The 25,394-nt window shown below is 74.1% G+C and carries 25 protein-coding genes; 18 read left to right on the forward strand and 7 right to left on the reverse strand.

What is annotated here, in order from left to right:
- Window positions 1-111 precede the first annotated feature (111 nt).
- From pssA to glp, 3 genes are all read right to left on the reverse strand, one after another.
- Entirely contained in the window at window positions 112-1,110 is a 999-nt protein-coding gene (gene pssA, locus Q5530_RS24690; RefSeq protein WP_415365141.1) for a CDP-diacylglycerol--serine O-phosphatidyltransferase, read from the reverse strand.
- 4 nt (window positions 1,111-1,114) lie between these two features.
- Window positions 1,115-1,819, reverse strand: a complete 705-nt coding sequence (locus Q5530_RS24695) for a phosphatidylserine decarboxylase (RefSeq protein ID WP_415365142.1) — start codon at window positions 1,817-1,819, stop codon at window positions 1,115-1,117.
- A gap of 184 nt (window positions 1,820-2,003) precedes the next feature.
- Window positions 2,004-3,215 (reverse strand): gephyrin-like molybdotransferase Glp, encoded by a 1,212-nt coding sequence (gene glp, locus Q5530_RS24700; protein ID WP_415365143.1) that lies wholly within the window; start codon window positions 3,213-3,215, stop codon window positions 2,004-2,006.
- A gap of 54 nt (window positions 3,216-3,269) precedes the next feature.
- Here glp and Q5530_RS24705 point away from each other — a divergent pair, with 54 nt between their 5' ends.
- From Q5530_RS24705 to Q5530_RS24725, 5 genes are all read left to right on the forward strand, one after another.
- Window positions 3,270-3,914: an AIM24 family protein gene (locus Q5530_RS24705; protein WP_380638212.1), complete on the forward strand. Its 645-nt coding sequence runs from the start codon at window positions 3,270-3,272 to the stop codon at window positions 3,912-3,914.
- Window positions 3,915-3,994: 80 nt separating this feature from the next.
- A complete protein-coding gene (locus tag Q5530_RS24710) occupies window positions 3,995-4,201 on the forward strand; it encodes a cold-shock protein (protein WP_033443686.1) in 207 nt (68 codons plus the stop codon).
- A 109-nt stretch (window positions 4,202-4,310) separates the two neighbouring features.
- Window positions 4,311-5,528 (forward strand): serine/threonine-protein kinase, encoded by a 1,218-nt coding sequence (locus Q5530_RS24715; RefSeq protein ID WP_415365144.1) that lies wholly within the window; start codon window positions 4,311-4,313, stop codon window positions 5,526-5,528.
- 216 nt (window positions 5,529-5,744) lie between these two features.
- Window positions 5,745-7,367, forward strand: coding sequence for a chaperonin GroEL (gene groL / locus Q5530_RS24720; RefSeq protein WP_415365145.1), 1,623 nt, complete (start codon window positions 5,745-5,747; stop codon window positions 7,365-7,367).
- 604 nt (window positions 7,368-7,971) lie between these two features.
- The gene (locus Q5530_RS24725) at window positions 7,972-8,490 is read left to right on the forward strand and encodes an NUDIX domain-containing protein (RefSeq protein WP_415365442.1); all 519 of its coding nucleotides are present in this window, start codon (window positions 7,972-7,974) and stop codon (window positions 8,488-8,490) included.
- A gap of 244 nt (window positions 8,491-8,734) precedes the next feature.
- Here Q5530_RS24725 and Q5530_RS24730 read toward each other — a convergent pair whose 3' ends face one another.
- Together Q5530_RS24730 and Q5530_RS24735 are read right to left on the reverse strand one after the other, a co-directional pair.
- Entirely contained in the window at window positions 8,735-9,157 is a 423-nt protein-coding gene (locus Q5530_RS24730) for a carboxypeptidase regulatory-like domain-containing protein (protein ID WP_380638210.1), read from the reverse strand.
- Window positions 9,158-9,216: 59 nt separating this feature from the next.
- Window positions 9,217-9,822, reverse strand: a complete 606-nt coding sequence (locus Q5530_RS24735) for an RNA polymerase sigma factor (protein ID WP_380638179.1) — start codon at window positions 9,820-9,822, stop codon at window positions 9,217-9,219.
- Window positions 9,823-10,138: 316 nt separating this feature from the next.
- Here Q5530_RS24735 and Q5530_RS24740 point away from each other — a divergent pair, with 316 nt between their 5' ends.
- From Q5530_RS24740 to Q5530_RS24760, 5 genes are all read left to right on the forward strand, one after another.
- Window positions 10,139-10,792, forward strand: a complete 654-nt coding sequence (locus tag Q5530_RS24740) for a copper homeostasis protein CutC (protein ID WP_415365146.1) — start codon at window positions 10,139-10,141, stop codon at window positions 10,790-10,792.
- 93 nt (window positions 10,793-10,885) lie between these two features.
- Window positions 10,886-12,163, forward strand: a complete 1,278-nt coding sequence (locus Q5530_RS24745) for an extracellular solute-binding protein (RefSeq protein ID WP_415365147.1) — start codon at window positions 10,886-10,888, stop codon at window positions 12,161-12,163.
- Entirely contained in the window at window positions 12,160-13,119 is a 960-nt protein-coding gene (locus tag Q5530_RS24750; RefSeq protein ID WP_415365148.1) for a carbohydrate ABC transporter permease, read from the forward strand. Before Q5530_RS24745 ends, Q5530_RS24750 begins: the two co-directional genes overlap by 4 nt.
- Window positions 13,120-13,127: 8 nt before the next feature.
- The gene (locus tag Q5530_RS24755; protein WP_415365149.1) at window positions 13,128-13,961 is read left to right on the forward strand and encodes a carbohydrate ABC transporter permease; all 834 of its coding nucleotides are present in this window, start codon (window positions 13,128-13,130) and stop codon (window positions 13,959-13,961) included.
- Window positions 13,958-15,316 (forward strand): beta-N-acetylhexosaminidase, encoded by a 1,359-nt coding sequence (locus Q5530_RS24760; RefSeq protein ID WP_415365150.1) that lies wholly within the window; start codon window positions 13,958-13,960, stop codon window positions 15,314-15,316. Before Q5530_RS24755 ends, Q5530_RS24760 begins: the two co-directional genes overlap by 4 nt.
- Window positions 15,317-15,362: 46 nt before the next feature.
- Here the strand turns inward: Q5530_RS24760 and Q5530_RS24765 are convergent, their stop codons facing one another.
- The gene (locus tag Q5530_RS24765; protein WP_415365151.1) at window positions 15,363-15,584 is read right to left on the reverse strand and encodes a PspC domain-containing protein; all 222 of its coding nucleotides are present in this window, start codon (window positions 15,582-15,584) and stop codon (window positions 15,363-15,365) included.
- 112 nt (window positions 15,585-15,696) lie between these two features.
- Between Q5530_RS24765 and Q5530_RS24770 the strand changes: the two genes are divergently transcribed.
- From Q5530_RS24770 to Q5530_RS24805, 8 genes are all read left to right on the forward strand, one after another.
- Window positions 15,697-16,551, forward strand: a complete 855-nt coding sequence (locus Q5530_RS24770; protein ID WP_415365152.1) for an AAA family ATPase — start codon at window positions 15,697-15,699, stop codon at window positions 16,549-16,551.
- A gap of 19 nt (window positions 16,552-16,570) precedes the next feature.
- Window positions 16,571-17,650 (forward strand): vWA domain-containing protein, encoded by a 1,080-nt coding sequence (locus tag Q5530_RS24775; protein WP_415365153.1) that lies wholly within the window; start codon window positions 16,571-16,573, stop codon window positions 17,648-17,650.
- Window positions 17,643-18,749, forward strand: a complete 1,107-nt coding sequence (locus Q5530_RS24780) for an XdhC family protein (RefSeq protein ID WP_380638170.1) — start codon at window positions 17,643-17,645, stop codon at window positions 18,747-18,749. Before Q5530_RS24775 ends, Q5530_RS24780 begins: the two co-directional genes overlap by 8 nt.
- A gap of 78 nt (window positions 18,750-18,827) precedes the next feature.
- Entirely contained in the window at window positions 18,828-19,349 is a 522-nt protein-coding gene (locus Q5530_RS24785; protein ID WP_415365154.1) for a (2Fe-2S)-binding protein, read from the forward strand.
- Window positions 19,346-21,808, forward strand: coding sequence for a xanthine dehydrogenase family protein molybdopterin-binding subunit (locus Q5530_RS24790; protein ID WP_415365155.1), 2,463 nt, complete (start codon window positions 19,346-19,348; stop codon window positions 21,806-21,808). Before Q5530_RS24785 ends, Q5530_RS24790 begins: the two co-directional genes overlap by 4 nt.
- Window positions 21,805-22,659 (forward strand): FAD binding domain-containing protein, encoded by an 855-nt coding sequence (locus Q5530_RS24795; RefSeq protein WP_415365156.1) that lies wholly within the window; start codon window positions 21,805-21,807, stop codon window positions 22,657-22,659. The genes Q5530_RS24790 and Q5530_RS24795 overlap by 4 nt, the downstream gene beginning before the upstream one ends.
- The gene (locus Q5530_RS24800) at window positions 22,656-23,285 is read left to right on the forward strand and encodes an SRPBCC family protein (protein ID WP_415365157.1); all 630 of its coding nucleotides are present in this window, start codon (window positions 22,656-22,658) and stop codon (window positions 23,283-23,285) included. The genes Q5530_RS24795 and Q5530_RS24800 overlap by 4 nt, the downstream gene beginning before the upstream one ends.
- 47 nt (window positions 23,286-23,332) lie before the next feature.
- Window positions 23,333-24,379 carry a CapA family protein gene (locus tag Q5530_RS24805; protein ID WP_415365158.1) on the forward strand — a complete coding sequence of 349 codons (1,047 nt, stop codon included), beginning with the start codon at window positions 23,333-23,335 and terminating at the stop codon, window positions 24,377-24,379.
- A gap of 49 nt (window positions 24,380-24,428) precedes the next feature.
- On the opposite strand, the gene Q5530_RS24810 is transcribed toward Q5530_RS24805, so the two are convergent.
- Window positions 24,429-25,385, reverse strand: coding sequence for an o-succinylbenzoate synthase (locus Q5530_RS24810; protein ID WP_415365159.1), 957 nt, complete (start codon window positions 25,383-25,385; stop codon window positions 24,429-24,431).
- Window positions 25,386-25,394: the final 9 nt, after the last annotated feature.

Below are 25,394 nucleotides of genomic sequence, written 5' to 3' on the forward strand. Positions count from 1 at the left end.
GGGGGGTGGTCGGCGGTTCCTTCATGTTCAACCGATGACCGTAACGGCGTTTCCGTACATGGTCCCGCCGATGATCACCCGATCGGGTCGGGGAAGATCAACACCAGTCCATCACGGGCGGTCGTGCCTGCGCAAACCCATGTGCCGCCACCCGCGCCGCTTGCCCGGACCCGAGCCGGAGGCCGGGCCCGAACCCGGCCGCGGCTGGCCGTTGATGTCCGCCACCACCTCGGTCGAGTCGATCCGCCGCGGCCGGCGGACCGCGCGCAGGGCCGCGCCCGCCACCCGCCCCCGCAGCGGCTGCCGCAACCCCAACCGCCTGGCCGCCACGCCGTGCGCCCGCTTGATCGCCCGCCGGTCGGCCGCGGGCACCTCCCACGCCTCCGGGTGCTTGGCCAGCCACCGGTACCGGCGCACCGAGTACGGCAGGTGCGCCAGGTACACCAGCATCGCCGCGATCAGCGCCGCCAGCGGGAACGTGATGATCGCCGCCGCCAGCAACCCCACGAGCACCAGCAGCGGCGCCACGAACCGCGGCGACACCCTGATCGTCTTCACCGACAGCGTCGGGATCCGGCTCACCAGCAGCATCGCCACCGCGACCGTCCACACCCCGACGACCACCGGGTCGGACCACCAGCCCGGCCGGCCCACCTGCTCGTCCACGATCAGCGGCAGCAGCAGCAGCAACCCGCCGGCCGGCGCGGGCACGCCGACGAAGAACTCCTTGGTGAACGGCGGCCGCTCGACCTCCAGCAGGGTGTTGAACCGCGCCAGCCGCAGCACCATGCACACCGCGAACACCAGCGCGATGACCCAGCCCTCGCGCGCGCCGTCGAACTTCCACACGTAGACCACGAGAGCGGGCGCGACCCCGAACGAGATCGCGTCGGCCAGCGAGTCCAGTTCCGCGCCCATCTTGCTGGTCGCGTCGAGCATCCGGGCCAGCCGCCCGTCCAGCCCGTCGAACAGCGCCGCCGCCGCGATCGCCGCGATCGCCGCGCCCCACATCTCGACGATGGCGAAGTGCACCGAGGACAACCCCGAGCACATCGCGAGCACCGTGATGGCGTTGGGCAGCAACCTGATGCCGGGCCCGCTGGGAGCCATCCGCTCAGCCCTCCGAGGGGAGTTCGGCGAGCACGGTCTCGCCACCGATCGTGCGCTGACCGGCCTCGACCAGCACCCGGCTGCCCGCCGGCACGTACAGGTCGACGCGGGAGCCGAACCGGATCAGCCCGTAGGTCTGCCCGGCGGCCACCTTGTCGCCCTCGGCGACCTGGCACACGATCCGCCGCGCGACCAGGCCGGCGATCTGCACGACGACCACGTCGTGCCCGTCGGGGGTGGTCAGCCACACGGCGTTGCGCTCGTTGTCGTCGCTGGCCTTGTCCAGGTCCGCGGACAGGAACTTGCCCGCCCGGTACGCCACGCGGCGCACCAGCCCGGCCACCGGGACGCGCTGCACGTGCACGTCGAACACGGACAGGAACACGCTGATCCGCGTCATCGGCACGTCGCCGAGCCCCAGTTCGGCGGGCGGCGCGGCCTCGACGACGTGGGACACGGTGCCGTCGGCGGCCGCCACGGCGAGGCCGGGGCGGGTGGGGGTGGTGCGCGCGGGTTCGCGGAAGAACCACGCCACCCACGCGGTCAGGACCGCCCCGACCACGCCGAGGCGCTTGGAGCGCCGGCGCAGCAGCAGCGTCACGACGGCCGCGCCGGCCACGAACGGGCGGCCCGCGGGGTTCATCGGGGGGACGATCCCCTTGGCGAGCTGGAGGAGGTGGGAGACGGCACCACGGTTCTGGTCGGTCATGGCTCTTCCGTGTCGGGGCGGTTCCGGCCCGTCACACGCTACGCGGCCGAGCGGTCCGGCGTGCCGACCCCCGGCCCGCCCGCCCGTGCGTCCCCCGACGAAACGCACGGACCGGTCGAGCGGGGATCGTCACCAGTGTAATCTCGATCACAGCCGATGATCAACGCCGATGGGTGAACGCCGATCACTCTCCGTGAAGCATGTGCACGGTGACCTCGGCGCCCCCGGCCAGTTCCGTCACGTCCTCGGGCACCTCGATCAGGCAGTCGCTGACCGCCAGCGCCGACAGCAGGTGCGAGCCGGGACCACCCACCGGCGTCACCACCCGCCCCGACACCGGGTCGTAGGCGCCGCGCCGGAACTGCGTCCGCCCGGCCGGCGAGCCGATCGGCGCGCTCAGCCTCGCCACCGCCGTCGGCCGCGCCACCCGCGCGAACCCCATCGCCGCCCGCAGCGCCGGCCGGACGAACACCTCGAACGACACCTGCGCGCTCACCGGGTTGCCCGGCAGCGTCGCCACCGCCACCCCCCGGTACCGGCCCGCGCCCTGCGGCCCGCCCGGCTGCATCGCGACCCTGGTGAACTCCACACCGCGCCCGGAGAGCGCGTCCTTCACCACCTCGTACGCGCCCGCGCTCACCCCGCCGGAGGTGAGCAGCAGGTCGAACGACCCGAGCCGCGGCCCGACCGCCTCGTGGAACCGCCCGACGTCGTCCGGTACGAACCGCAGCAGCTCCGCCTCGCCGCCGGCCTCGCGCACCGCCGCCGCCAGCATCACGCCGTTCGACTCGTAGATCTGCCCCGGCTCCAGCGGCGCCCCCGGCCCGACCAGCTCCGACCCCGTCGACAGCACCAGCACCCGCGGCCGCCGGCGCACCGGCAGCGCGCCGAACCCCAGCGCCGCCGCCAACCCCAGCTGCGCCGGCCCCAACCCCGCCCCCGCGGCCAGCACCACCGACCCGGGCGCCACGTCGTCCGCCGCCCGCCGCACGTTCTGGCCCGCCGCCACCGCGCGGTCCACCCGCACCGCCGACGTGCCCGCGTCGGTCCACTCCACCTGCACCACCGCGTCCGCGCCCGCGGGCACCGGCGCGCCCGTCATGATCCGGTGCGCGGTGCCCGGCTCCAGCGGCGACACGTGCGCGCGACCCGCGGGGATGTCCTGCGCCACGGGCAGCGTCACCGGCACCGCCGCCACGTCCGCCGCCCGCACCGCGTAGCCGTCCATCGCGGAGTTGTCGAACGGCGGCAGCGCGATCGGCGCCACCAGGTCCCGGGCCAGCACCAGCCCCAGGCAGTCGGCGAGGGGCGGCTCCACCACCGGCATCACGCCCACCAGCGCGGCGACGCGGGCCCGGTGGTCGGCGACTCTGATCAGCTCGGACACGTCCACCATCCTGCCCCTCCCGTGGCAGACTGCCCCGGGCGGTTGGTCGAGGCAGGGGGAACGTTGCAGGTCCGCACGCGCCACACCCCGGCTGCGGGGGTGGCCCGACTAGTGCTCGCACCGGGCGAACCGGTGCTCGTCGAGCGTTCCTCGGTGCTCGCCACCAGCTACGGGACCGCCGTCGACGTCCGCGCCAAGGCGCCCGGCGTCACCGCCGCGCTGTGCACGGCCGGCGCCGAGGGCGGCTGGGTGGACGTCGCCCCGCCGCTGCCCGGCGACCTGCACGTGCTGGAGCTGGAGGGCACGTCCGGCTGGTGCGTGTCCAGGACCGCCTGGCTCGCCTCCGCCGCCACCGCCCGCCTCGACCCCGCCGCGCCGCCCGTCCGCGCCCTCCACGGCGGCGACCACGGCGTGTTCACCTACGCCTACGGCAGCGGCCCGGTGGTGCTGTCCTGCTACGGCGCCCTCGACGTGGTCACCCTGGAGGCCGGTGAGCTGGTCACCGTCGACGCCGGGCACGTCGTGGCCTTCGCCGGCACCCTCCAGTGCCGGTTGCGCGCGGTTTCCCCCGACGCGCCCCAATCCGTGCGGAATGGCGAGGGACTGGTCCTGGACTTCGCCGGACCCGGACTGGTGCTCACCCGGACCCACAGCCCGCGCTCATTGGCCACTTGGTTGCGGGACAACGGATTCAGTACGCGCGCATGACTCCATAAGGAGGTATCGGCGGACCCCCTCGTGCCTCTAGCGTGGCGGTTTGCTCAGGGTATTTCTCAAAGGAGGACGTCTTGGCTGTCGGCACGGTCAAGTGGTTCAACTCGGAGAAGGGGTACGGCTTCATCGCCGCCGACGGCGGGCCCGATGTTTTCGTGCACTACTCGGCGATCCAGATGGAGGGTTTCCGCACGCTGGCCGAGGGCGACCGCGTGGAGTTCGAGATCCAGGCGGGCCGCGACGGCCGCAGCCAGGCGTCGGACGTCCGGAAGGCCCCGTGACCCATGCCCGGCCCGCCCCGCGGCGGGCCGGGCGGCTCACGACACCCCCGGCGGGGGCTTTGCCGGGAACCCCGCGCACGTCGCGGCACGCGGACGTTAGGCTGCCCGGGTGTCGGAGGACCTGACAGGACGACGGCTGGGGCACTACCGCATCGACGGGGTGCTCGGCCGCGGTGGCATGAGCGTGACCTACCGGGCCACGGACGTCAGGCTCGGGCGCAAGGTCGCCCTCAAGGTCATCGGCGAGCACCTCACCGCCGACGCCGAGTTCCGCGAGCGGTTCGTCGACGAGGCCCGCAACACCTCGGCCATCGACCACGCCAACATCGTCCCGCTCTACGACTTCGACGAGGTCGACGGGCTGCTCTACATCGCGATGCGCCTGGTCGACGGCCAGGACCTCGCCGCGCTGATCAAGGACGGCCCGCTGCCGCCCGCGCGCACCCTCACCCTGCTCGGCCAGGTCGCCGAAGCCCTCGACATGCTGCACGGCAAGGGCCTGGTCCACCTCGACGTCAAACCCGCCAACGTGCTGGTCACCGCCAAGGAAGCCTCCCGCGAGCACGTCTACCTGGCCGACTTCGGCCTGACCAGGCGCGGCGCCACCGGCCACCGCACCCGCACCGGCGACTTCCTCGGCTCGCCCACCTACGCCGCGCCCGAGCACCTGCGCGGCGAGCCCCTCGACGGCCGCACCGACCAGTACGCGCTGGCCTGCATGCTGTTCGCCTGCCTGTCCGGGCGCCCGCCGTTCCAGGGCGGCGTGCAGGACGTCATCCAGGGCCACCTCGGCTCGGAGACCCCCTCGCTGAGCGCCCTGGTGTCGCTGCCGCCCGCCATCGACGACGTGCTGCGCCGGGGCACCGGCAAGGACCCGGCGCAGCGGTACGCGTCCTGCGTGGAACTGATCAACGCGGCCCGCGTGGCGCTGTCCGCCGCGCCCCAGACCGCCCCGCCCGCCCGGCGCCCCGACCAGGGGCCCCCCGGCCCCCAGACCGGCGGCGTCCCCGCGCAGCCCTACCGGCCCCCCTACCCGCAGCACCAGCAGCAGCCCGGCTTCCTCCAGGAGCCCGTGCGGTTGCGCCCGCCCGCCCAGGTCGGCACCAGCGCGTTCACCGACACCCACAAGGGCCGGCCCGCGTGGTTCGCGCCCGTGCTCGTCGGCGCGATCGCGATCGCCGCCATCGTCGTGCTCATCCTGTTCCTCACCCCCAAGGACGAGCCGCCCAGCGGGCCGGCGCAGAGCACGAACCAGTCCATCGACGTCGGCGAGACCACCGCCGGCCGCACACTGCCCACCAGCGTTCCCGTCCGCACGTCCCGCTGACCTGGTCTTCTTGCACTCTCCTCCGTCGAGTGCTAAACACGGTACTGGCACTCGGGCCAGCCGAGTGCCAACACGCAGGCTGGGACGGTGAGACAGGCTCCCCGCCGGGAGCAGGTCGTCCGTCGCGGGCACCGAGCCTGGCCGAAGCACCGTGTTCCGCTGTGGGCTCGCGCCCGCAGTGGCCCCATTCGTAATCAGGCGGAGGAACACACCGCAATGGCCAAGATGATCGCGTTCGACGAGGATGCCCGCCGCGGTCTCGAGCGTGGCATGAACATTCTCGCCGACGCCGTCAAGGTGACGCTCGGCCCCAAGGGTCGCAACGTCGTGCTCGAGAAGAAGTGGGGCGCGCCGACCATCACCAACGACGGCGTCTCCATCGCCAAGGAGATCGAGCTCGAGGACCCCTGGGAGAAGATCGGGGCCGAGCTCGTCAAGGAAGTGGCGAAGAAGACGGACGACGTCGCCGGTGACGGCACCACGACCGCCACCGTGCTCGCCCAGGCCCTGGTCCGCGAGGGCCTGCGCAACGTGGCCGCGGGCGCCAACCCGCTGGGCCTCAAGCGCGGCATCGAGAAGGCCGTCGAGGCCGTCATCGAGCAGCTGCACAAGACCGCCAAGGAGGTCGAGACCAAGGAGCAGATCGCCGCCACGGCGTCCATCTCCGCGGGCGACTCGACCATCGGCGAGCTCATCGCCGAGGCCATGGACAAGGTCGGCAAGGAAGGCGTCATCACCGTCGAGGAGAGCAACGCGCTCGGGCTCGAGCTTGAGCTCACCGAGGGCATGCGCTTCGACAAGGGCTACATCTCCGGTTACTTCGTGACCGACCCGGAGCGGCAGGAGGCGGTCCTCGAGGACCCGTACGTCCTGCTCTACGGCTCCAAGATCGCCACGGTGAAGGACCTGCTCCCGCTGCTGGAGAAGGTCATGCAGTCCGGCAAGCCGCTGCTGATCATCTCCGAGGACGTCGAGGGCGAGGCCCTGGCCACCCTGGTCGTCAACAAGATCCGCGGCACCTTCAAGTCCGTCGCCGTCAAGGCCCCGGGCTTCGGCGACCGCCGCAAGGCCATCCTCCAGGACATCGCCACCCTCACCGGTGGCCAGGTCATCACCGAGGACGTCGGCCTCAAGCTGGAGAACGCCGACCTGTCGCTGCTGGGCAAGGCCCGCAAGGTCGTCGTCACCAAGGACGAGACCACCGTGGTCGAGGGCGCGGGTGACGCCGAGCAGATCCAGGGCCGCGTCAACCAGATCCGCGCCGAGATCGAGAAGTCGGACTCCGACTACGACCGCGAGAAGCTCCAGGAGCGCCTGGCCAAGCTCGCGGGTGGTGTCGCGGTCATCAAGGCCGGCGCCGCCACCGAGGTCGAGCTCAAGGAGCGCAAGCACCGCATCGAGGACGCGGTGCGCAACGCCAAGGCCGCCGTGGAGGAGGGCATCGTCGCCGGTGGTGGCGTGGCCCTGCTGCAGGCCGCCGAGGTCGCGTTCCAGGGCCTGAACCTGGAGGGCGACGAGGCCACCGGTGCCAACATCGTCAAGGTCGCCGTCGAGGCGCCGCTGAAGCAGATCGCCGTGAACGCGGGCCTCGAGGGCGGCGTCGTGGTGGAGAAGGTCAAGGGCCTGCCCGTCGGCCACGGCCTCAACGCCGCCACCGGTGTCTACGAGGACCTGCTCGCGGCCGGCGTCCCGGACCCGACCAAGGTCACCCGCTCGGCGCTGCAGAACGCCGCGTCGATCGCCGCGCTGTTCCTGACCACCGAGGCCGTCGTCGCCGACAAGCCGGAGAAGGCGGGCAGCGCCCCGTCCGTCCCGGACGCCGGCGGCATGGACTTCTGATCGACTCCACCTGATCCGATCCCGTTCCGGTCCTGTCGACCGGGGCGGGGTCGGGCCGGAGTCGGATTGGTTCGGACCGGCTCGGTCGGGTCGTGGGAATGGCGACCGGATCGGTGGGTTCGACCGGTGAGAAGGTTGAGAAGGGCTCGGTTCGCTTCGCGCGAACCGGGCCCTTCTCGTTATGTTCGGTGGGGTGGAATTGTCGGGTTGTGCGGGAGGGCCGGACACTATCGGGTGATTCCTGCCCGAGAATGTACGGAAACGGCGTTATCGATCTCGGTTAGAGAAATCGACGCCCGAACCACCCCGGCACGACCGCGAGCTTGTCGTTCCGGGGTGCGGGGCAGAACGGACGACGGAGAGCGCGGGGAGAGTGCGGAGTGCGGACGGAGAACGCGGACCGCACCGGACCGCCGACCTGCCCGGTCTCGCTGGACACCTCCGGGGAACGCTGTTCCCGGCGGCGTGCGTGCGGTCGGTCGGAGGGGGTCGCGTTGGGAGTGGTCGTGAGGGATCACTCGAAGGTGGTGCGTGTGCCGGTCGGGCACGTGGGCCGGGTCGGCGGTGTGGCTGGTGCAGCCGGTGCGCTGATCGGCGCGTGCTGATGGCTCACCGGCACCTGGTGGACGTCCACGTGGCGCTCGTGCGCGACGACGGCCGCGTGCTGCTGAGCCTGCGGCGTGATCGGGATCCGCGGTTCGACGGGAAGTGGCACCTGCCGGCCGGGAAGGTCGAGGCGGGTGAGTCGCTGTCGGCCGCGGCCGTGCGGGAGGTCGCGGAGGAGATCGGGGTCGTGGTGCGGGAGGTGGACCTGAAGTTTGTTCACCTCGTCCACGCGGTCGCGCCGGGGGTCGAGGCGCGGGTGGGGGTGTTCTTCGAGGTGCGTGAATGGGTGGGGGAGCCCGTGGTGCGCGAGCCCGACCGGTGTTCGGCGGTGGGGTGGTTCGCGGTTGGTGCGCTGCCCGGGGAGCTGCTGGAGTACGCCGCTGTCGGGTTGCGGGCGTTGGGGGCGGCGGCGGGGATGGCAGAGGCGGCGGGGGCTGCGGGGATGGCGGGGGACGCAGGGGCAGGGGCTGCGGGGGCCGGGGTGGCGGGGTTGTTCACCGTCCACGGCTGGGCGTGATCAGGCCCGGGGCTGGCGGTGGCGAGTCGGCCCGGGTGGGGAAATCCCAGGTGAGAGCACGAGGCGGGCGTAGGGCGCGAGGGCCGGGCGAGGGCCGGGCGCAGAGCGCGGGTCCGGCGGGCGGGCGCAAGGCCGGCAGGCGGGCACGGGGCGCGAGCACAGCAGGCAGCGCCGGGCACAGGGGCGCAGGGGCACAGGAACCAAGGCAGGAACGGGCGGCAGGGGGGCAGGGCCCCGCCGACCACTACAACATGATCGTGGGCGTCACGACCGTCCGGCCCGGCTCGCCCCGCGAGTTCACCAGGTGCACCACGATCTGCGTGGTCCCGGCGGGCACGTCGGACAGCACGAACCGCCCCCCGTCGTCCGCCGTGGTGGTGCTCGACTCGTGCTCGGCCACCCGCACCTCGACCGTGTGCTCACCCGCGGGCACCAGCCAGCCGTCTATGCGGTGCCGGGCGCCGGTCGAGGTGAAGTTCACCATCAGGGTCAGGTTGTCCACCGTGAAGGTGATGGTGCCGGGACTCCCGCCGCGCACGCCGGCGAACGAGCCGGCCCGCTCCCAGCGGGCCACCTCGACGTCCAGGTTCTCCAGGGCGACCGCGAACCGGATGCGTTCCACGAGCCCCGCCGGGGGCGGGTCCAGCTCGTACACCAAACGGTTCAGTTCAGTGAGGACAGCGGTGTCCTCTTGGCCTCTGCGGTCATCGCGCGGGTCGATGTCGTTCACCGCGATCCTCCTTCCGCGTCGAGATGTGCGCGCAACGCGGTCAGGCACCGACCCCTGGTCGGGCCGATGCTGCCGCGCGGCATGGACAGTGCTTCGGCTACCGCGCGGTACTCCGCCCGCCCGGCCAGCACGGTGAGCCGCAGGAGCTCCTGGCACCTCTGCGGCAGACGCCCGAACGCCCGCCACAACCGGTGGTCCCGGTCGTCGACCAGGGCGGCGTCCTCGGGCAACCCGTACTCGCTCTCCAGTTGTTCCGCCAGCTCGTCGTTCAGCGAGGCTTCCCGCCGGCTGGGCGTCCAGGTGCGCTGGGCCTCGCGGCGCGTCGTCACGACGAGCCACCCCGCCAGCGCGCGGGGTTCGACCAGGCGGTCCAGGTGCCGCAGCAGCGCGAGCCACACCGTCTGCACCACGTCCTCGGCGGTGCTGCGGTCCAGCCCGTGCCCGCGGGCGATGTGCCACACGAGGGGGGTGAGATCGGCGATCAGCACGTCCAGCGCCCTCCGGTCGCCGTCGCGCGCGGCGATGACGCAGGCGGCGTGCCGGTCCGTCCCGTCCAGGCCCTCCCAGGGTGGGCGCTCACCGGCCGTGCGGAGTTCTCCCACGTCCTCACCTCCTCCTCGCGTCCCCCGTCCGAAGTCGATCGTCACACACCTTCACCACCGTCGCGGCGGCGGCCCGCGATGCCCCCCTCGCACCGCGGACCGCCGTTCCCCCCTGGAGCGGCGTCCGATCGGCACCCCTCGAAGCCGATCGACCGCCTCCCCTCCCCCAGAGCTCCGGCTCACCCCGCCCGGCTCGCGGTTGCGGTGAGGAACCGTCATCAGATAAGGAGTGAGTAGTTCTACGCTGGATACACGACCGGCCGTTGACAGTTGACTTCCCCCGCCCTCCGCCCGGTGGCTCGCTATGGTCCAGACCATGTTGGAAGTCATCGCGCTGCACGCCGCCGACGCCGAGGCCGCCCAGGCCGGCGGGGCCGACCGCCTGGAACTGACCGTCGACATGGCCGCGGACGGGCTGACGCCGCCGGTGCCCGTGCTCCGCGACGTCCTCGGGGCCACCGACCTGCCGGTCCGGGTGATGCTGCGGGACGCGCCCGGGTTCGCCCCCGGTGACCTCGGCCGCCTGCGGCGCGACGCCGCGGCGCTGCGGGAGGCGGGCGCCTCGGAGTTCGTGCTCGGGTTCCTCGACCACCGGGCGCGGGTCGACGTCGCGGCGTGCGCGGAGGTGCTCGCGGAGCTCGACGGGTGCGCCTGGACGTTCCACCGGGCGCTGGACAACTCCGCCGACCCCGAGGCCGCGTGGGGCGTGGTCGGGAACCTGGGCTGCGACACCGTGCTGGCCGCGGGCAGCCCGCGCGGGGTGGCCGACGGGCTCGGGGTCCTGGAGCGGCTGGCCACCAGGCGGGACGGCGTCCGCCTGCTGGTCGGCGGCGGGCTGAAGACCGGGCACGTGGCGCCGCTGAAGGCCGCCGGGGTGACCGCGTTCCACGTCGGGAGCGCGGTGCGCCCGGCGGGCTGGGACGCGCCGCTGTCGGCCGCCGCCGTCCGCCTCTGGGCGGATCTGGTCTAGACCGCCTGCCGATTCGGCCATAGCATCCCCGTTGCTTCCCTTGAAATAGTCGTTGCACAGGACGCAATGCATCCTGAAGAAGAGGTGGCGAGGATGCGGTTCGCAGTAGCAGCAGCAGCCGTGGGCGCGGTCGTGCTGGCCGGGTGCGCCCCGGTCCAGTCGGGTCCGGCCCCCACCGGCGCCGACGAGCAGACCGGCCAACTCCGGGTCTGGTTGTTCGACGAGGTCAACCGGGGCCCCAAGGAAGCGGTGGTGAAGGAGGCCGTCACCGAGTTCCAGGACGCGCACCAGGGCGTCACCGTCGACGTCCAGTACATCCAGGTGCAGACCCGCGCCGAGCGCTTCAAGGCCGCCTTCAGCGATCCGCCGAGCGCGCCCGACGTGGCCGAGTTCGGCAACACCGACCTCGCCGGGTACGTCGCGGGCGGCGGGTTCGCCGAGATCGACGTGAACGGGTGGGACGAGGGCAAGGACCTGCTGCCCGCCGTGCTGGACACCGGCGAGGTGGACGGCAAGGTCTACGGCGTCCCCTGGTACGTCGGCGTGCGCGCCCTCTACTACCGCACCGACGTCTTCCAGGAGCTGGGCCTCCAGCCGCCCGCCACGCTCGACGACATCGCGCCGCTGGCCCGCCGCGTCCGCGAGGCCAGGCCCGACCTGCTCGGCATCTCCGCGGGCGGCAAGTACACCTACGGCGCCATGCCGTTCGTGTGGGCCAACGGCGGCGACATCGCCCGCCGGGAGGGCGGCGGGTACGTCTCCGCCATCGACAGCGCCGAGTCCAAGGCCGGCCTGCGCCAGTACACCGAGCTGATCGCCGACGACATCTGCCCGCCCGCCCAGTGCGCCGGCAACGGCGGCGACGCCAGCGTGGAGGCGTTCCGCGCGGGCAAGGCCGCGATGGTCGTCGGCGGCGACTTCAACCGCAGGTCCGTCGACGCCTCCAGCGCCGCCGGCAAGTACGCCGTGGTGCCGCTGCCCGGCAAGACCCCCGGCTCGATCGCGCCCGCGTTCGCCGGCGGCAACCTGCTCGGCGTGCTCAACGGCTCCCAGCGCAAGACCCTGGCCACCGAGTTCGTCCAGCTCCTCGGCGGCAAGACCTACCAGCGCAAGATGTTCGACGCCATGGGCAACCTGCCCACCTTCGGCGACGTCCAGCGGGAGGTCGCCGAGGCCAACCCGGTGCTGGAGCCGTTCATCCGCACCCTGGAGGCGGGCACCAGGTTCGTGCCGGTCACCCCGGACTGGGCCAAGGTCGACGCCCAGGCCGTGCTGCCCAACCTGCTGCAGAAGGTCGCCGCGGCCGGGGAGGACCTCGACACCGCGGCCAGGGCGGCGGCCGACGAGATGAACGCCGCGTTCGGTTCATGACGGCCGGGACCACCGCCGCGCGGGAGGCGGCCGCCCGGCCGGCCCCCGCCGGGAAGCCCCCGGCGCGCGGGAGGGGGAGGCGGGGCGACGGTCGCGCCGCGGTCGCCTACCTCGCCCCGGCGCTGCTGGTGCTGGTCGGGCTCATGGGCTACCCGATCTACCAGCTCGTGCTGATCTCGCTCTACGACTACGGCCAGGAGCAGGTCAGCGGGGGCGCGGCGCTGGAGTTCCTGGGCCTGGGCAACTACGGGGCCCTGGTCGCCGACGACCGGTTCTGGGCCGTGCTCGGGCAGACCGTCGGGTTCGCGGCGGTGTGCGTGGTGGGGACCCTGCTGGTCGGCGCCGCCCTCGCGGTGCTGGCCACCAGGGTCCGCACCTGGGCCCGGACGGTGCTGTTCCTGGCCGCGCTCGGCGCCTGGGCCACGCCCGCGGTCGCCGGGTCCACGATCTGGCTGTTCCTGTTCGACGCGAACCTGGGCTTCGTCAACGAGCTGCTCGGCACCACCGGGTTCTCCTGGACCTACGACCGGTGGGTCGCGTTCGGCCTGGTCGCCGCGCAGGTGGTCTGGTGCTCGTTCCCGTTCGTCCTGGTCACCCTGTACGCGGGCATCAAGGCCATCCCCGGCGAGGTGCTGGAGGCGGCGGCGCTGGACGGCGCGTCCACGCTGCGGACCGCGACCAACGTCATCCTGCCCCTGCTGCGGCCGCTGCTGATCGTGGTGACCATCCAGTCGATCATCTGGGACTTCAAGGTGTTCACCCAGATCTACGTGATGACCAGCGGCGGCGGCATCGCCGGGCGCAACCTCGTGCTCAACGTCTACGCCTACCAGCAGGCGTTCGCCGCCTCCGAGTACGGGCTGGGCGCGGCGATCGGCGTGGTGACCACGGTCATCCTGCTGCTGGTCACCGTCGGCTACCTGCGGGCGCTGCGGCGGAGCGGGGAGGTGCTGTGAACCGGGGTGTGTCCAGGGGGATCGCCGAGACCGTCACGGTCGTGGTGGCCGCGGTGGTCGCGTTCCCGCTGTACTGGATGGTGCTGACCGCGCTCAAACCCGAGGCGGAGGTCATCTCGGCCGACCCGCGGCCGTGGACGCTCGCGCCCACGCTCGACAGCTTCGCGCGGGCGCTGACCGTGCAGAGCTTCGGCCGCTACTTCCTCAACAGCCTCGTGGTCGCCGTCGCGGTGGTGCTGCTGAGCCTGCTCATCTCGTTCCTGGCGGCCACCGCGCTGACCCGGTTCCGGTTCCGCGGCCGCACCACCATGCTGGTGATGCTGCTGGTGGTGCAGATGGTGCCGGTGGAGGCGCTGACCATCCCGCTGTTCTTCGTGATGCGGTCGGTGCGCGACGTGGCGCCCGTGTTCGGGCTCAACCACCTCGGCTCGCTGGTGCTGGTGCACCTGGCGTTCAGCCTGCCGTTCGCGATCTGGATGCTGCGCGGGTTCGTCGCGGCCGTGCCCGTCGAGCTGGAGGAGGCCGCGACCCTGGACGGCGCGTCCCGCTTCCGGTTCCTGTGGCAGGTGCTGTTCCCGCTGGTGGCGCCCGGTCTGGTGGCGACCAGCGTGCTGTCGTTCATCCACGCGTGGAACGACTTCCTGTTCGCCAAGACCTTCATCATCTCCGCCGCGGAGAACCAGACGCTGCCGCTGGCGCTCCAGGTGTTCGTGAAACCCGACCAGAACGACTGGGGTGCCATCATGGCCGGATCGACGCTGATGACGATCCCGGTGCTGCTGTTCTTCATCCTGGTGCAGCGGCGGCTCGTCGCGGGCCTGGCCGGGGCGGTGAAGTCGTGACGCCGCTGCTGCCGCGCCCCGTCTCCTGGACCGCCGACGGGACGGAGGTCGACTTCCGCGGCGACTTCCGGGTCGAGCGCGTCGCCGGGCCGGCAGAGGGCTACCGGCTGTCCGTGACGCGCGCGGACGGCGTGCGGGTCCAGGCGTCCGACGCGGCCGGCGAGTTCTACGCCCGGCAGGCGTTGCGGCAGCTCAGCGGCCCGGCCGCGTTCCGGGCGGTGCCGCCGGGACCGGTGCGGCTGCCGGTGTGCGAGGTGGTCGACCACCCGCGGTTCGCGTGGCGCGGCGCGATGCTCGACGTGGCGCGGCACTTCCTGCCCAAGCACGACCTGCTCCGCTACGTCGACCTGCTCGCGGTGCACCGGCTGAACGTGCTGCACCTGCACCTGACCGACGACCAGGGCTGGCGGTTCGAGTGCCGGCGCTACCCGCGCCTGCACGAGGTCGGCGGCTGGCGCGCCGACTCGCGGTTCGGCGACCGCCGGTCGGGCGGCACGACCGGGCGGCCCCACGGCGGCCACTACACGCAGGACGACCTGCGCGAGGTCGTGGCCTACGCGGCGGCGCGGCACGTCACCGTGGTGCCGGAGATCGACGTGCCCGGCCACAGCCAGGCCGCCATCGCCGCCCACCCGGAGCTGGGCGAGTCCGGCGGTCCGGTGTGGACGGACTGGGGGATCAACCCGAACGTGCTGCGGGCCGACGAAACCGCCGTCGACTTCTACCGGCACGTGTTCGACGAGCTGCTGGAGGTGTTCCCGGGCGAGGTCGTCGGCCTGGGCGGCGACGAGGCCGAGGGCGGCGACGGGCGGTTCGTGCGGCGCATCGCCCAGCACCTGGTCGCGCGCGGCAGGCGGCCCTTCGGCTGGGACGAGGTGCTGGACGCCGGTCCGCTGCCGGCCTCGACGGTCGTCGCCTCGTGGCGCGGCGAGGAGCCCGGCCTGCGGGCCCTGGAGCGCGGCCACGACGTGGTGATGTGCCCGGAGGAGCACCTCTACCTGGACTACCGGCAGTCCGACCACCCCGACGAGCCCATCCCGGTCGGCACCGTCACCACCCTGGCCGACGTGTACCGGTACGAGCCGGCGGCGGCGGACCGGGTGCTCGGCGCGCAGGCGAACCTGTGGACCGAGCACCTGGACTCGCCCCGGCGGCTGGACTACGCGGCGTTCCCCCGGTTGAGCGCCTTCGCCGAGGTCGTGTGGAGCCCCCCGGACCGCGACGAGGCCGAGTTCCTCGCCCGGCTGACCGAGCACCACCTGCCGCGGCTCGACGCGCTCGGCGTCGAGTACCGACCCCTCGACGGCCCCCGACCGTGGCAGGCGCTCCCCGGCGTGCCGGGCTTCCCCCGGTGATCCCCCGCCGGTGATCCCCGGCGCCCCCCGGTCCGGGGGCCGGGGGCTAGTCCTCCTCGGGCACCAGGAACCAGCACGCCAGGTACAGCACCGCGCCCGCGCCGAACCCGAACAGGGTCGCGGCGACCAGCAGTATCCGCAGCAGCGCCGCGTCCACGCCGAGGAGCTTCGCGACACCGCCGCAGACGCCCGCCAGCATCCGGTCGCCCCGGCTGCGGCGGAGCTTCTTCACCTTGTCCGTGGCCTGGTCGATCACGTCGTTCGTCATGGCTCAAGGGTGCGGGACCGGGGCCGCCCGCACATCGGGGACCGACCCTGGTCCCGCCTCGGGGCCGCGTCCCCGAGGACACGGGGTCGCACCCGCCCCTACCCTCGGTGTCGTGACGCCCGACGAGCTGGCCGAAGCCCTGGACCGCGTCGACTACCTGCCCGACCCGGGTCTGGCGACCGCCGCCTTCCTCGCCCTGCGGACGCACCGCCCGCTGTTCTGCGAGGGCGAACCGGGCACCGGCAAGACCTCGCTGGCCGTCGCCCTGGCCCGCGCCCTGGACCTGCCGCTGATCCGCCTCCAGTGCCACGAGGGCATCGACGCCGCCCAAGCCCTCTACGACTGGGACTTCCCGCGCCAGCTGCTGCACCTGCGCGCCCTCGAAGCGGCGGGCCCGGTGGACGCCGAAGCCGCCGAGGCGTCCCTCTACGCGCGGCGCTTCCTGCTCGCCCGCCCGCTGCTCCGGGCGCTGGAGGAGGCGCCGTGCGTGCTGCTGGTCGACGAGGTGGACCGGGCCGACGACGAGTTCGAGGCGTTCCTGCTGGAGGTGCTGGACGAGAACGCGGTGACCATCCCCGAGCTGGGCCGCGTCGCCGCCGCCACCCCGCCGCTGGTGGTGCTGACCTCGAACCGCACGCGCGAGGTGCACGACGCGCTCAAGCGCCGCTGCCTCTACCACTGGCTGGAGCACCCGGACCTGGCGCGGGAGGTGGCCGTGCTGCGCCGCAGGCTGCCCGGGGTCGACGAGCGCCTGGCCACGCAGGTCGCCGAGGCCGTGCGGCGGCTGCGGGAACTCGACCTGGTCAAGCCGCCGGGGGTGGCGGAGTCCCTGGACTGGGCGGCGGCGCTGCTCGCCCTGGGCCGCACGGAGCTGGACGCGGAGAGCGCCGCCCTCACCCTCGGCGCGGTCCTGAAGTACCGCGAGGACACCCGGCGCGCCCTTTCGGCCGGTGTGCTCGCCGGGTGATCCCGCGCACAATCGGGGGATGACCGACACCGGCGTGCCGACCGGGCTCGTGGGGTTCGCCCGCGCGCTGCGGCACGCCGGCGTGCCGTGCGGGCCCGACCGGACGCGGGCCTTCGTCGAGGCCCTCGGCCACCTCGACCTGACCGCCGCGCACGTCTACTGGGCGGGCCGGCTCACGCTGTGCTCCGAACCCGACGACCTGCCCCGCTACGACGCCGCGTTCACCGCCTGGTTCGGCGGCGGGCCGCCGCGCCCGCCCTCCGCCCGCGCCCGGCGCGCCGGCCGGCTCGCCGCCCTCACCACCGGCACCGGCCGGTCCGGGCGCCCGCCCACCCTGAAGGTCGCCGCGAGCGACGCGGAGGTGCTGCGGCACCGGGACATCGCCACGCTCGGCCCGGCCGAGAAGCGGCACCTGGACGAGCTGCTGGCCGCCCTGAGGCCCGTCCCGCCGCGGCGGCGGACCCGCCGCGCCGAACCCGCCCGCCGGGGCGACCCGGACCCGCGCCGCACCCTGCGCGCCATGCTCGCCACCGGCGAACCGGTCCGGCTCGCGCGCCGCCGCCGCGCCGAACGGCCGCGCCGGGTCGTGCTGCTCATCGACGTCTCCGGCTCCATGAAGCCCTACGCGGACGCGCTGCTGCGGTTCGCCCACGTCGTGGCCCGCGCGATGCCCGTCGAGGTCTGCACGCTCGGCACCCGGCTCACCCGCGTCACCCGCCAGCTGCGCCACCGCGACCCCGGGACGGCCCTGGCCGCCGCCGCGCGGGCCGTGCCCGACGCCGAGGGCGGCACCCGGCTCGGCGAGACGCTCAAGGTGTTCCTGGACCGGTGGGGGCAGCGCGGCGCCGCGCGGCGGGCCGTCGTGGTGATCTGCTCCGACGGGTGGGAGCGCGGCGACCCCGCGCTGCTGGCCGAGCAGGTGGCCCGGCTGTCCCGGCTGGCCCACCGGGTGCTGTGGGTCAACCCGCACGCGGGCCACGACGGGTACCGGCCGGTGCAGTCCGGCATCGCCGCCGCCCTCCCGCACCTGGACCGGCTGCTCGCCGGCCACAGCCTCGACACCCTGCGGGAACTGCTGGAGGAGGTTCGACTTGCGTGACGTCCTCGCCGAACTGGCCCGTCGCGTCGAACGGGGGGAGACCGTCGGCGTCGGCACCGTCGTGGCCACGTTCAGCTCCGCGCCCCGCCCGCCCGGCGCGGCCATGCTCGTGGGCGCCGACGGCGAGGTGGTCGGCAGCGTGTCCGGCGGCTGCGTGGAGGGCGCGGTCTACGAGCTGGCGCGCCAGGTGGTCGCCGACGGCCGGCCGGTGCTCCAGCGCTACGGGGTGAGCGACGACGACGCCTTCTCGGTCGGCCTGACCTGCGGCGGCATCCTCGACGTCTACGTGGAGCCGGTCGGCGCGGACACCTTCCCCGAGCTGGCCGAGGTGGTCGGCGCGGTGCGGGCGCGGGAGCCCGTGGCCGTGGTCTCGGTCGTCGAGCACCCGGAGTGGGTCGGTCGCCGCCTGGTGGTGTGGCCGGACCGGGTGAGCGGCGACGTGCCCTCCGCCCGCGCCCGCGACGCCATCGCCGACGACGCCCGCGGCCTGCTCGCCGGCGGCCGCAGCGGCACCCTGCGCTACGGGCCCGACGGCCAGCGGCGCGGCGAGGGCCTGACCGTGTTCGTCAACTCCTTCGAGCCGCCGCCCCGGATGCTGGTGTTCGGGGCGATCGACTTCGCCGCCGCGGTCGCGCGGCTCGGCGCGTTCCTCGGCTACCGCGTCACGGTGTGCGACGCGCGGCCGGTGTTCGCCACGCGAACCCGGTTCCCGGGGGCGGACGAGGTGGTCGTGGACTGGCCGCACCGCTACCTCGCCGCGCAGGCCGAGGCCGGGGCGGTCGACGGGCGCACGGTGGTCGCGGTGCTCACCCACGACCCGAAGTTCGACGTGCCGCTGCTGGAGGTCGCGCTGCGGCTCAAGCTCGGCTACGTCGGCGCCATGGGCTCCCGCCGCACCCACGACGACCGGCTGCGCCGCCTGCGCGAGGCCGGCGTGGCCGAGGACGACCTCGCCCGGCTGTCCTCGCCGATCGGCCTGGACCTCGGGGCCCGCACGCCCGAGGAGACGGCCGTCTCGATCGCCGCCGAGATCGTCGCCCTGCGCTGGGGCGGCGGCGGCGACCGGCTCAGCCGGACCGAAGGCGCGATCCACGGCTGACGACCGGGGGGTTGTCCGGCGCGGCCACCGGTAGCAGGCTCGGTGTGACCCCCATCACCACCAGCGTTGGGAGCGTTCATGCGGATCACCGTCACCGTGGACGGGGTGGCCTACAGCGACGAGGTCGAACCCCGCACGCTGCTGGTCCACCACCTGCGGGAACGACTCGGCAAGACCGGCACGGTCGTCGGCTGCGACACCGGCAACTGCGGGGCCTGCACCGTCCACCTCGACGGCCGGAGCGTGAAGTCGTGCGCCGTGCTCGCGGTGCAGGCGGACGGCCGCGAGGTGACCACCGTCGAGGGCCTGGCCCGCGAGGGGCGACCGCACCCGGTCCAGCAGGCGTTCCACGAGAACCACGCGCTCCAGTGCGGGTTCTGCACCCCCGGCATGATCATGCAGGCGGTCGACCTGCTGGCCGAGGACCCCGACCCCGACGAGGACGCCGTGCGGCACGGACTGGAGGGCAACCTCTGCCGCTGCACCGGCTACCAGAACATCGTGAGCGCGGTGCGCGACGCGGCCTCCCGGATGAACACCGAGCGGATGAACACCCAGCGGATCAACACCGCCCGGACCGACGCGGGTGGTGGGGCATGACCGCCACCGCCGAACCCGGGGCCGGGGCCGGGTCCGGTGAGATCGGCCGGGCGCGCCGCCGCAAGGAGGACGCCCGCCTGATCACCGGCGCGACCCGGTGGACCGACAACATCCAGTTACCCGGGATGCTGCACCTCGCGGTCCTGCGCAGCCCCGTGGCGCACGCCCGGATCACCTCGGTCGACGTCGCCGCCGCAAGCCGGATGCCCGGCGTGCTGGCCGTGTTCACCGGCCGCGACCTGGCCGACGAGCAGGGCAGCCTGCCGTGCGCGTGGCCGATCACCGAGGACATCCTCATCCCGCCCGCGCCCCCGCTGGCCGTGGACGAGGTCAACTTCGCGGGCGAGGCCGTCGCGCTGGTCGTGGCCCGCGGCGCGGCCGAGGCCCAGGACGCGCTGGCCGAGGTCGACGTGGACTACGAGGACCTGCCGGTCGTGCTCGACCTGGTGACCGCGGTCGCCGAGGGCGCCGACGTCGTCCACGCCGACCTGGGCACGAACACCTGCGCCACCTGGGTGTTCGACTCCGCCGCGGCCGGCACCGGCGAGGACGTCGACCGGGTGATCGAGGAGGCCGAGGTCGTCCTCCGGCGCACGTTCCGCCAGCAGCGCCTGATCCCCGCGTTCATGGAGCCCCGCTCGGTGGTGGTGGACCCGGCGCCGGACTCGTTCACCGTGTGGTCGTCCACCCAGGTGCCGCACATCCTGCGCTGGATGCTGGCCGCCGTGACCGGCATCCCCGAGCAGCGGCTCCGGGTGATCGCGCCGGACGTCGGCGGCGGTTTCGGCGGCAAGCTCCAGGTCACGCCGGAGGAGGTGCTGACCCTGCTGGTCGCCCGCCGCCTGGGCAAGCCGGTGAAGTGGACCGAGACGCGCACCGAGTCGATGCTCTCCGCCCACCACGGCCGCGACCAGGTGCAGCGCCTGACCCTGGCCGCCCGCCGCGACGGCACCGTCACCGGTCTCAAGGTGGACCTGCTCGCCGACATGGGCGCCTACCTGCGCCTGGTCACGCCGGGCGTGCCGATCCTGGGCGCGTTCATGTTCAACGCCATCTACAAGTTCGCCGCCTACCGCTTCACCTGCACCAACGTGTTCACCAACAAGGTGCCGACCGACGCCTACCGCGGCGCGGGCCGCCCCGAGGCCACCTTCGCCATCGAGCGGCTGCTGGACGAGCTGGCCGCCGAGCTGGGCCGGGACCCGCTGGAGCTGCGCGAGCAGAACTGGATCCGGCACGACGAGTTCCCGTTCACCACGGTCGCCGGACTGACCTACGACACCGGGAACTACGAGGCCGCCACCGCCCGCGCGAAGGAGCTGTTCGACTACGACGCGCTGCGCGCCGAGCAGGCGCGGCGGCGCGCGGCGGGCGACCCGGTGCAGCTGGGCCTCGGCGTCTCCACCTACACCGAGATGTGCGGGCTCGCGCCGTCCCGCGTGCTCGGCGCGCTGCGGTACGCGGCGGGCGGCTGGGAGCACGCGGCGATCCGGGTGCTGCCCACCGGCAAGGTCGAGCTGATCACCGGCACCTCCCCGCACGGCCAGGGCCACGTGACGGCGTGGAGCCAGATCGTCGCCGACCGGCTCGGCGTGGCGTTCGAGGACGTCGAGGTGCTGCACGGCGACACCCGCGTGGCCCACCGCGGCATGGACAGCTACGGCTCCCGGTCGCTGGCCGTCGGCGGCACCGCGGTCGTGCTGGCCGCGGACCGGGTGCTGGCCAAGGCCCGGACCGTGGCCGCGCACCTGCTGGAGGCCGCGGAGGACGACGTCGAGTTCGCGAACGGCGCGTTCACCGTGCGCGGCACCTCCGGCGCCTCGGCCGCGGTGGGCTTCGGCGACGTGGTGGTGGCCGCGCACGTCGCCCACGACCTGCCCGAGGGCGTGGAGCCGGGCCTCGACGCCGAGGCCACCTTCGACCCGGACAACTTCTCCTACCCGCACGGCACCCACCTGTGCGCGGCCGAGGTCGACACCGAGACCGGCGCGGTGCGGATCCGCTCGTACGTGTGCGTGGACGACGTCGGCAAGGTGGTCAACCCGCTGATCGTCGAGGGCCAGGTGCACGGCGGCCTGGCGCAGGGCATCGCCCAGGCCCTGTTCGAGGAGGCCGTGCACGACGAGCACGGCACCCTGACCACCGCCACCCTCGCCGACTACCTGCTGCCCTCCGCGGTGGACCTGCCGCACTTCACCACCGACCGCACCGAGACCCCGGCGGCGTCCAACCCGCTGGGCGTGAAGGGCGTCGGCGAGGCGGGCACCATCGCGTCCACCCCGGCCGTGGTCAACGCGGTCGTGGACGCGGTGCGGCACCTGGGCGTGACCGACGTGGAGATGCCCTGCACGCCGATGCGGGTGTGGCGGGCCATCCACCACCGGGAGACCGACGTGCCCGCCACCCCCGGCGCGGGCGGCGGACTCGGCTCCCTCGACGCGAGCGGAGGTGCGCGGTGATCCCGGCGGCGTTCGACTACGTCGCGCCCACCACGGTCGAGCAGGCCGTGCGGGCGCTGGCCGAGGGCGGCGAGGACGCCAAGGCCATGGCCGGCGGGCAGAGCCTCATCCCGGTGCTGCGGATGCGGCTGGCCGCGCCCACCCTGGTGGTCGACCTGTCCCGGGTGGCCGGGCTGGGCGGCGTGCGCGACGAGGGCGACTCGCTGCTGATCGGCGCCCTGACCACGCACCACGAGCTCCAGCGCGACCCGCTCGTCGACGGGCACGCCCGGCTGCTGCGCCTGGCCGCCGGCACCGTCGCCGACCCGCAGGTCCGGCACCGGGGCACGCTCGGCGGCTCGCTCGCCCACGCCGACCCGGCCGGCGACCTGCCCGCGCCCGTCCTGGCGCTGGACGCGGTCCTGGTGTGCACGGGCCCCGGCGGCACGCGCGAGGTGCCCGCGGCGGAGTTCTTCGTCGGCCACTTCACCACCGCCCTGGCACCGGACGAGCTGCTGACGCACGTGCGCGTGCCGAAGACGACCGGCTGGGGCGCGCGCTACGAGAAGTTCAACCGGGTCGCCCAGGCGTGGTCGATCGTGGGCGTCGCCGCCGCGGTCGAGGTCGTCGACGGGGTGGTCCGGCGGGCCCGGGTGGCGCTGACCAACATGGGGCCGACCCCGGTGCGGGCCCGCGGCGTGGAGGAGGAGCTGGTCGGGCGGTCCGCCGGGGCCGGGACGATCGCCGCCGCGGCCGAGCGCGCCGCCGAGGGCGCGGACCCGCCGGTGGACGGCGACGCCGACGCCGGGTACCGGTCCCACCTGGCCCGCGTGCTGACCCGGCGCGCGGTGACCGCGGCGGTGGGTGCGTGAAGCTGGAGCACCGGTTCACCGTGCCCGCGCCCGTGCCCGAGGTGTGGGCGGCGCTGCTCGACCCCGGGAAGGTCGCGCCGTGCCTGCCCGGGGCCACCCTCACCGGCGTGGACGGGCGGCGGTTCACCGGCACGGTCAAGGTCAGGCTCGGGCCCGTCACCCTGCTCTACAGGGGCGCCGGCGAGTTCACCTCGGTCGACGAGCGCGTGCACGCCGCCGTGCTCAAGGCCACCGGCAAGGACACCAGGGGCAACGGCACCGCCTCCGCCACCGTGTCGGTCGCGCTGACCCCCGGCGAGGCGGGCACCGGGGTCACCGAGGTCACCGTGGTCACCGATCTGGCCGTCACCGGCCGTCCCGCCCAGCTCGGGCGCAACCTGATCGGGGAGGTCAGCGGCAAGGTGGTGGCCGAGTTCGCCGAACACCTGGCGACGCGGCTCGCGCCGGCGGAAGCTGAGGAGGTGACTACCCAGGAGAGCCGGCCCCACCTGCGGGCGGTGCCGGACGAGCCCCTCGACCTGATCGACACCGCCGGCGTGCCCGTGCTCAAGCGGGTGCTGCCGGTCGTGGTCGGCGCGGTGGCGCTGGTGCTGCTGGTCCGCGGCCTGCGCGGGCGGCACCGCTGAACGCGCGCGGCAGGCGGCTGGCCCTCGGGCTGGTCGCCTGCACCGCCGTGGCCTGCACCGGGTCCCCCGTGGTGCTCACCACCCCCCGGCCGACCCCGACCACGACGTCCTCGGCCGCGCCCGAGCCGCCGTCGTTCACCCTGGCGGCGGGCGGGGACATCCTGATCCACCCGGCGCTGACCGAGCAGGCCGACCGGGACGGCGCGCGCGACTTCGTGCCCCTGCTGGACGGCCTGCGGCGGGCCGTCGACGCCGACGTGTCGTTCTGCCACCTGGAGACGCCGCTGTCCGCGCCCGGCGCGCCCACCTACGGCTACCCGGCGTTCAGCGCGCCGCCCGAGGTCGCGGCGGCGCTGAAGGACATCGGCTACGACAGCTGCTCCACCGCGTCCAACCACACCCTCGACCGGGGCGCGCCCGCGATCAGGACCACGCTGGACGTGATGGACGCGGCGGGGCTGCGGCACACCGGGTCGTTCCGCTCGCCGGAGGAGGCCGCGACGCCGCTGCTGCTGGACGTCGGCGGCGTCAAGGTCGGGCACATCGCGTTCACCTACGGCTTCAACGGCATCCCGCTGCCCCAGCCGTGGATGGCCAACCAGCTGACCACCGAGGGCGTGCTGGAGGCGGCGCGGGCGGCCCGCTCGGCGGGCGCCGAGGTCGTGGTGGCCAGCCTGCACTGGGGCACCGAGTACCAGCACGAGGCCACCCCGCAGCAGCGCGAGATGGCGCGGGCGGTGCTGGCCGACCCGGCCGTGGACCTGATCATCGGCACCCACGTGCACGCCGTGCAGCCGATCGAGCGGATCGGCGGCAAGTGGGTCGTCTACGGCATGGGCAACGAGGTGGCGCGCCACTCCGAGCCGCGCGGCACCACCGAGGAGGGCATCGTCACCCGGTTCCGGTTCGTCAAGGGCCCCGACGGCTGGGCCGTCCGGGAGGCGTCCTACGTGCCGACCCTGGTCGAGTTCGGCCCGCCGATCCGCGTGGTCGACCTGACCCGCGTGCCCGCCACCGCGCGCCGCACCGAGGCCCTGGCCCGGACCGACGGGGTGGTGCGGAGCCTGGGCGCGGACATCACCCACCCGTCCTGACCGCCCCGGGCCCCGCGAGTCGAACACCCAGGACCACCGTGTCGAACGCTCAGGACCCCCGAGTTCCACGGTCGAGCAACCCCCGGACCCGGTCGAGCCGGTCGAGCCAGCGGGCGGTCGTCCCCTCGTCCGCGGCGAACCCGGCGAACCGGTCGGGCTCCGGGGCCTTCGCCGGCACCGGCAGCCAGCCGTCCACCGGGCGCAGCGGGTCGGTCGACACGTCCCCGTCCAGCAGGGACAGGGTGCCCAGGCCGCACGCGAAGTCCAGCTCGGGCAGCGCCCCGGCCAGCGCCAGCCCGGCCGCCAGGCCCACCGACGACTCCACCGCCGACGACACCACGCACGGCAGGCCGCACGCCTCGGCCACCGCCAGCGCCCGCCGCACCCCGCCCAGCGGCGCGACCTTGATCACCGCCACGTCCGCCGCGCCCGCCACGGCCACCCGCAGCGGGTCCTCGGCCCGCCGGATCGACTCGTCGGCGGCCACCCGCACGTCCACCCGCCTGCGCACGGCCGCCAGCTCCTCGACCGACGGGCACGGCTGCTCCACGTACTCCAGGCCGCCCGCCGCGCGGTCCAGCTCGCGGACGGCGGCCACGGCGGTGTCCACGTCCCACGCCGCGTTGGCGTCGACCCTGATCGCGCCGGACGGGCCCAGGGCGTCGCGCACCGCCGCGACCCGCTCCAGGTCGTCGCGCAGCGGCGTGCCCGGGTCGGCGACCTTGACCTTGGCGGTCGAGCAGCCGGAGCCGGCCACGATCGCGTGCGCGCGGTCGGGGGGGACGACCGGGACCGTGCAGTTCACCGGTATCCGGGTGCGGACCGGCGCGGGCCAGCCCCGTTCGGCCGACTCCAGCGCGCACGCCAGCCACGGCGCGGACTCGGCGTCGGAGTAGTCCTCGAAGGCGCAGAACTCGCCCCACCCGGCGGAGCCCTCCAGCAGCACGCCGTGGCGCACCGCGATGCCCCGGAACCGGTTGCGCATCGGGATCGAGTAGACCAGCACCCGGAAGAT

The organism is Saccharothrix sp. BKS2, assembly GCF_047689505.1.
GTDB classification, from domain to species: domain Bacteria; phylum Actinomycetota; class Actinomycetes; order Mycobacteriales; family Pseudonocardiaceae; genus Actinosynnema; species Actinosynnema lopnurensis.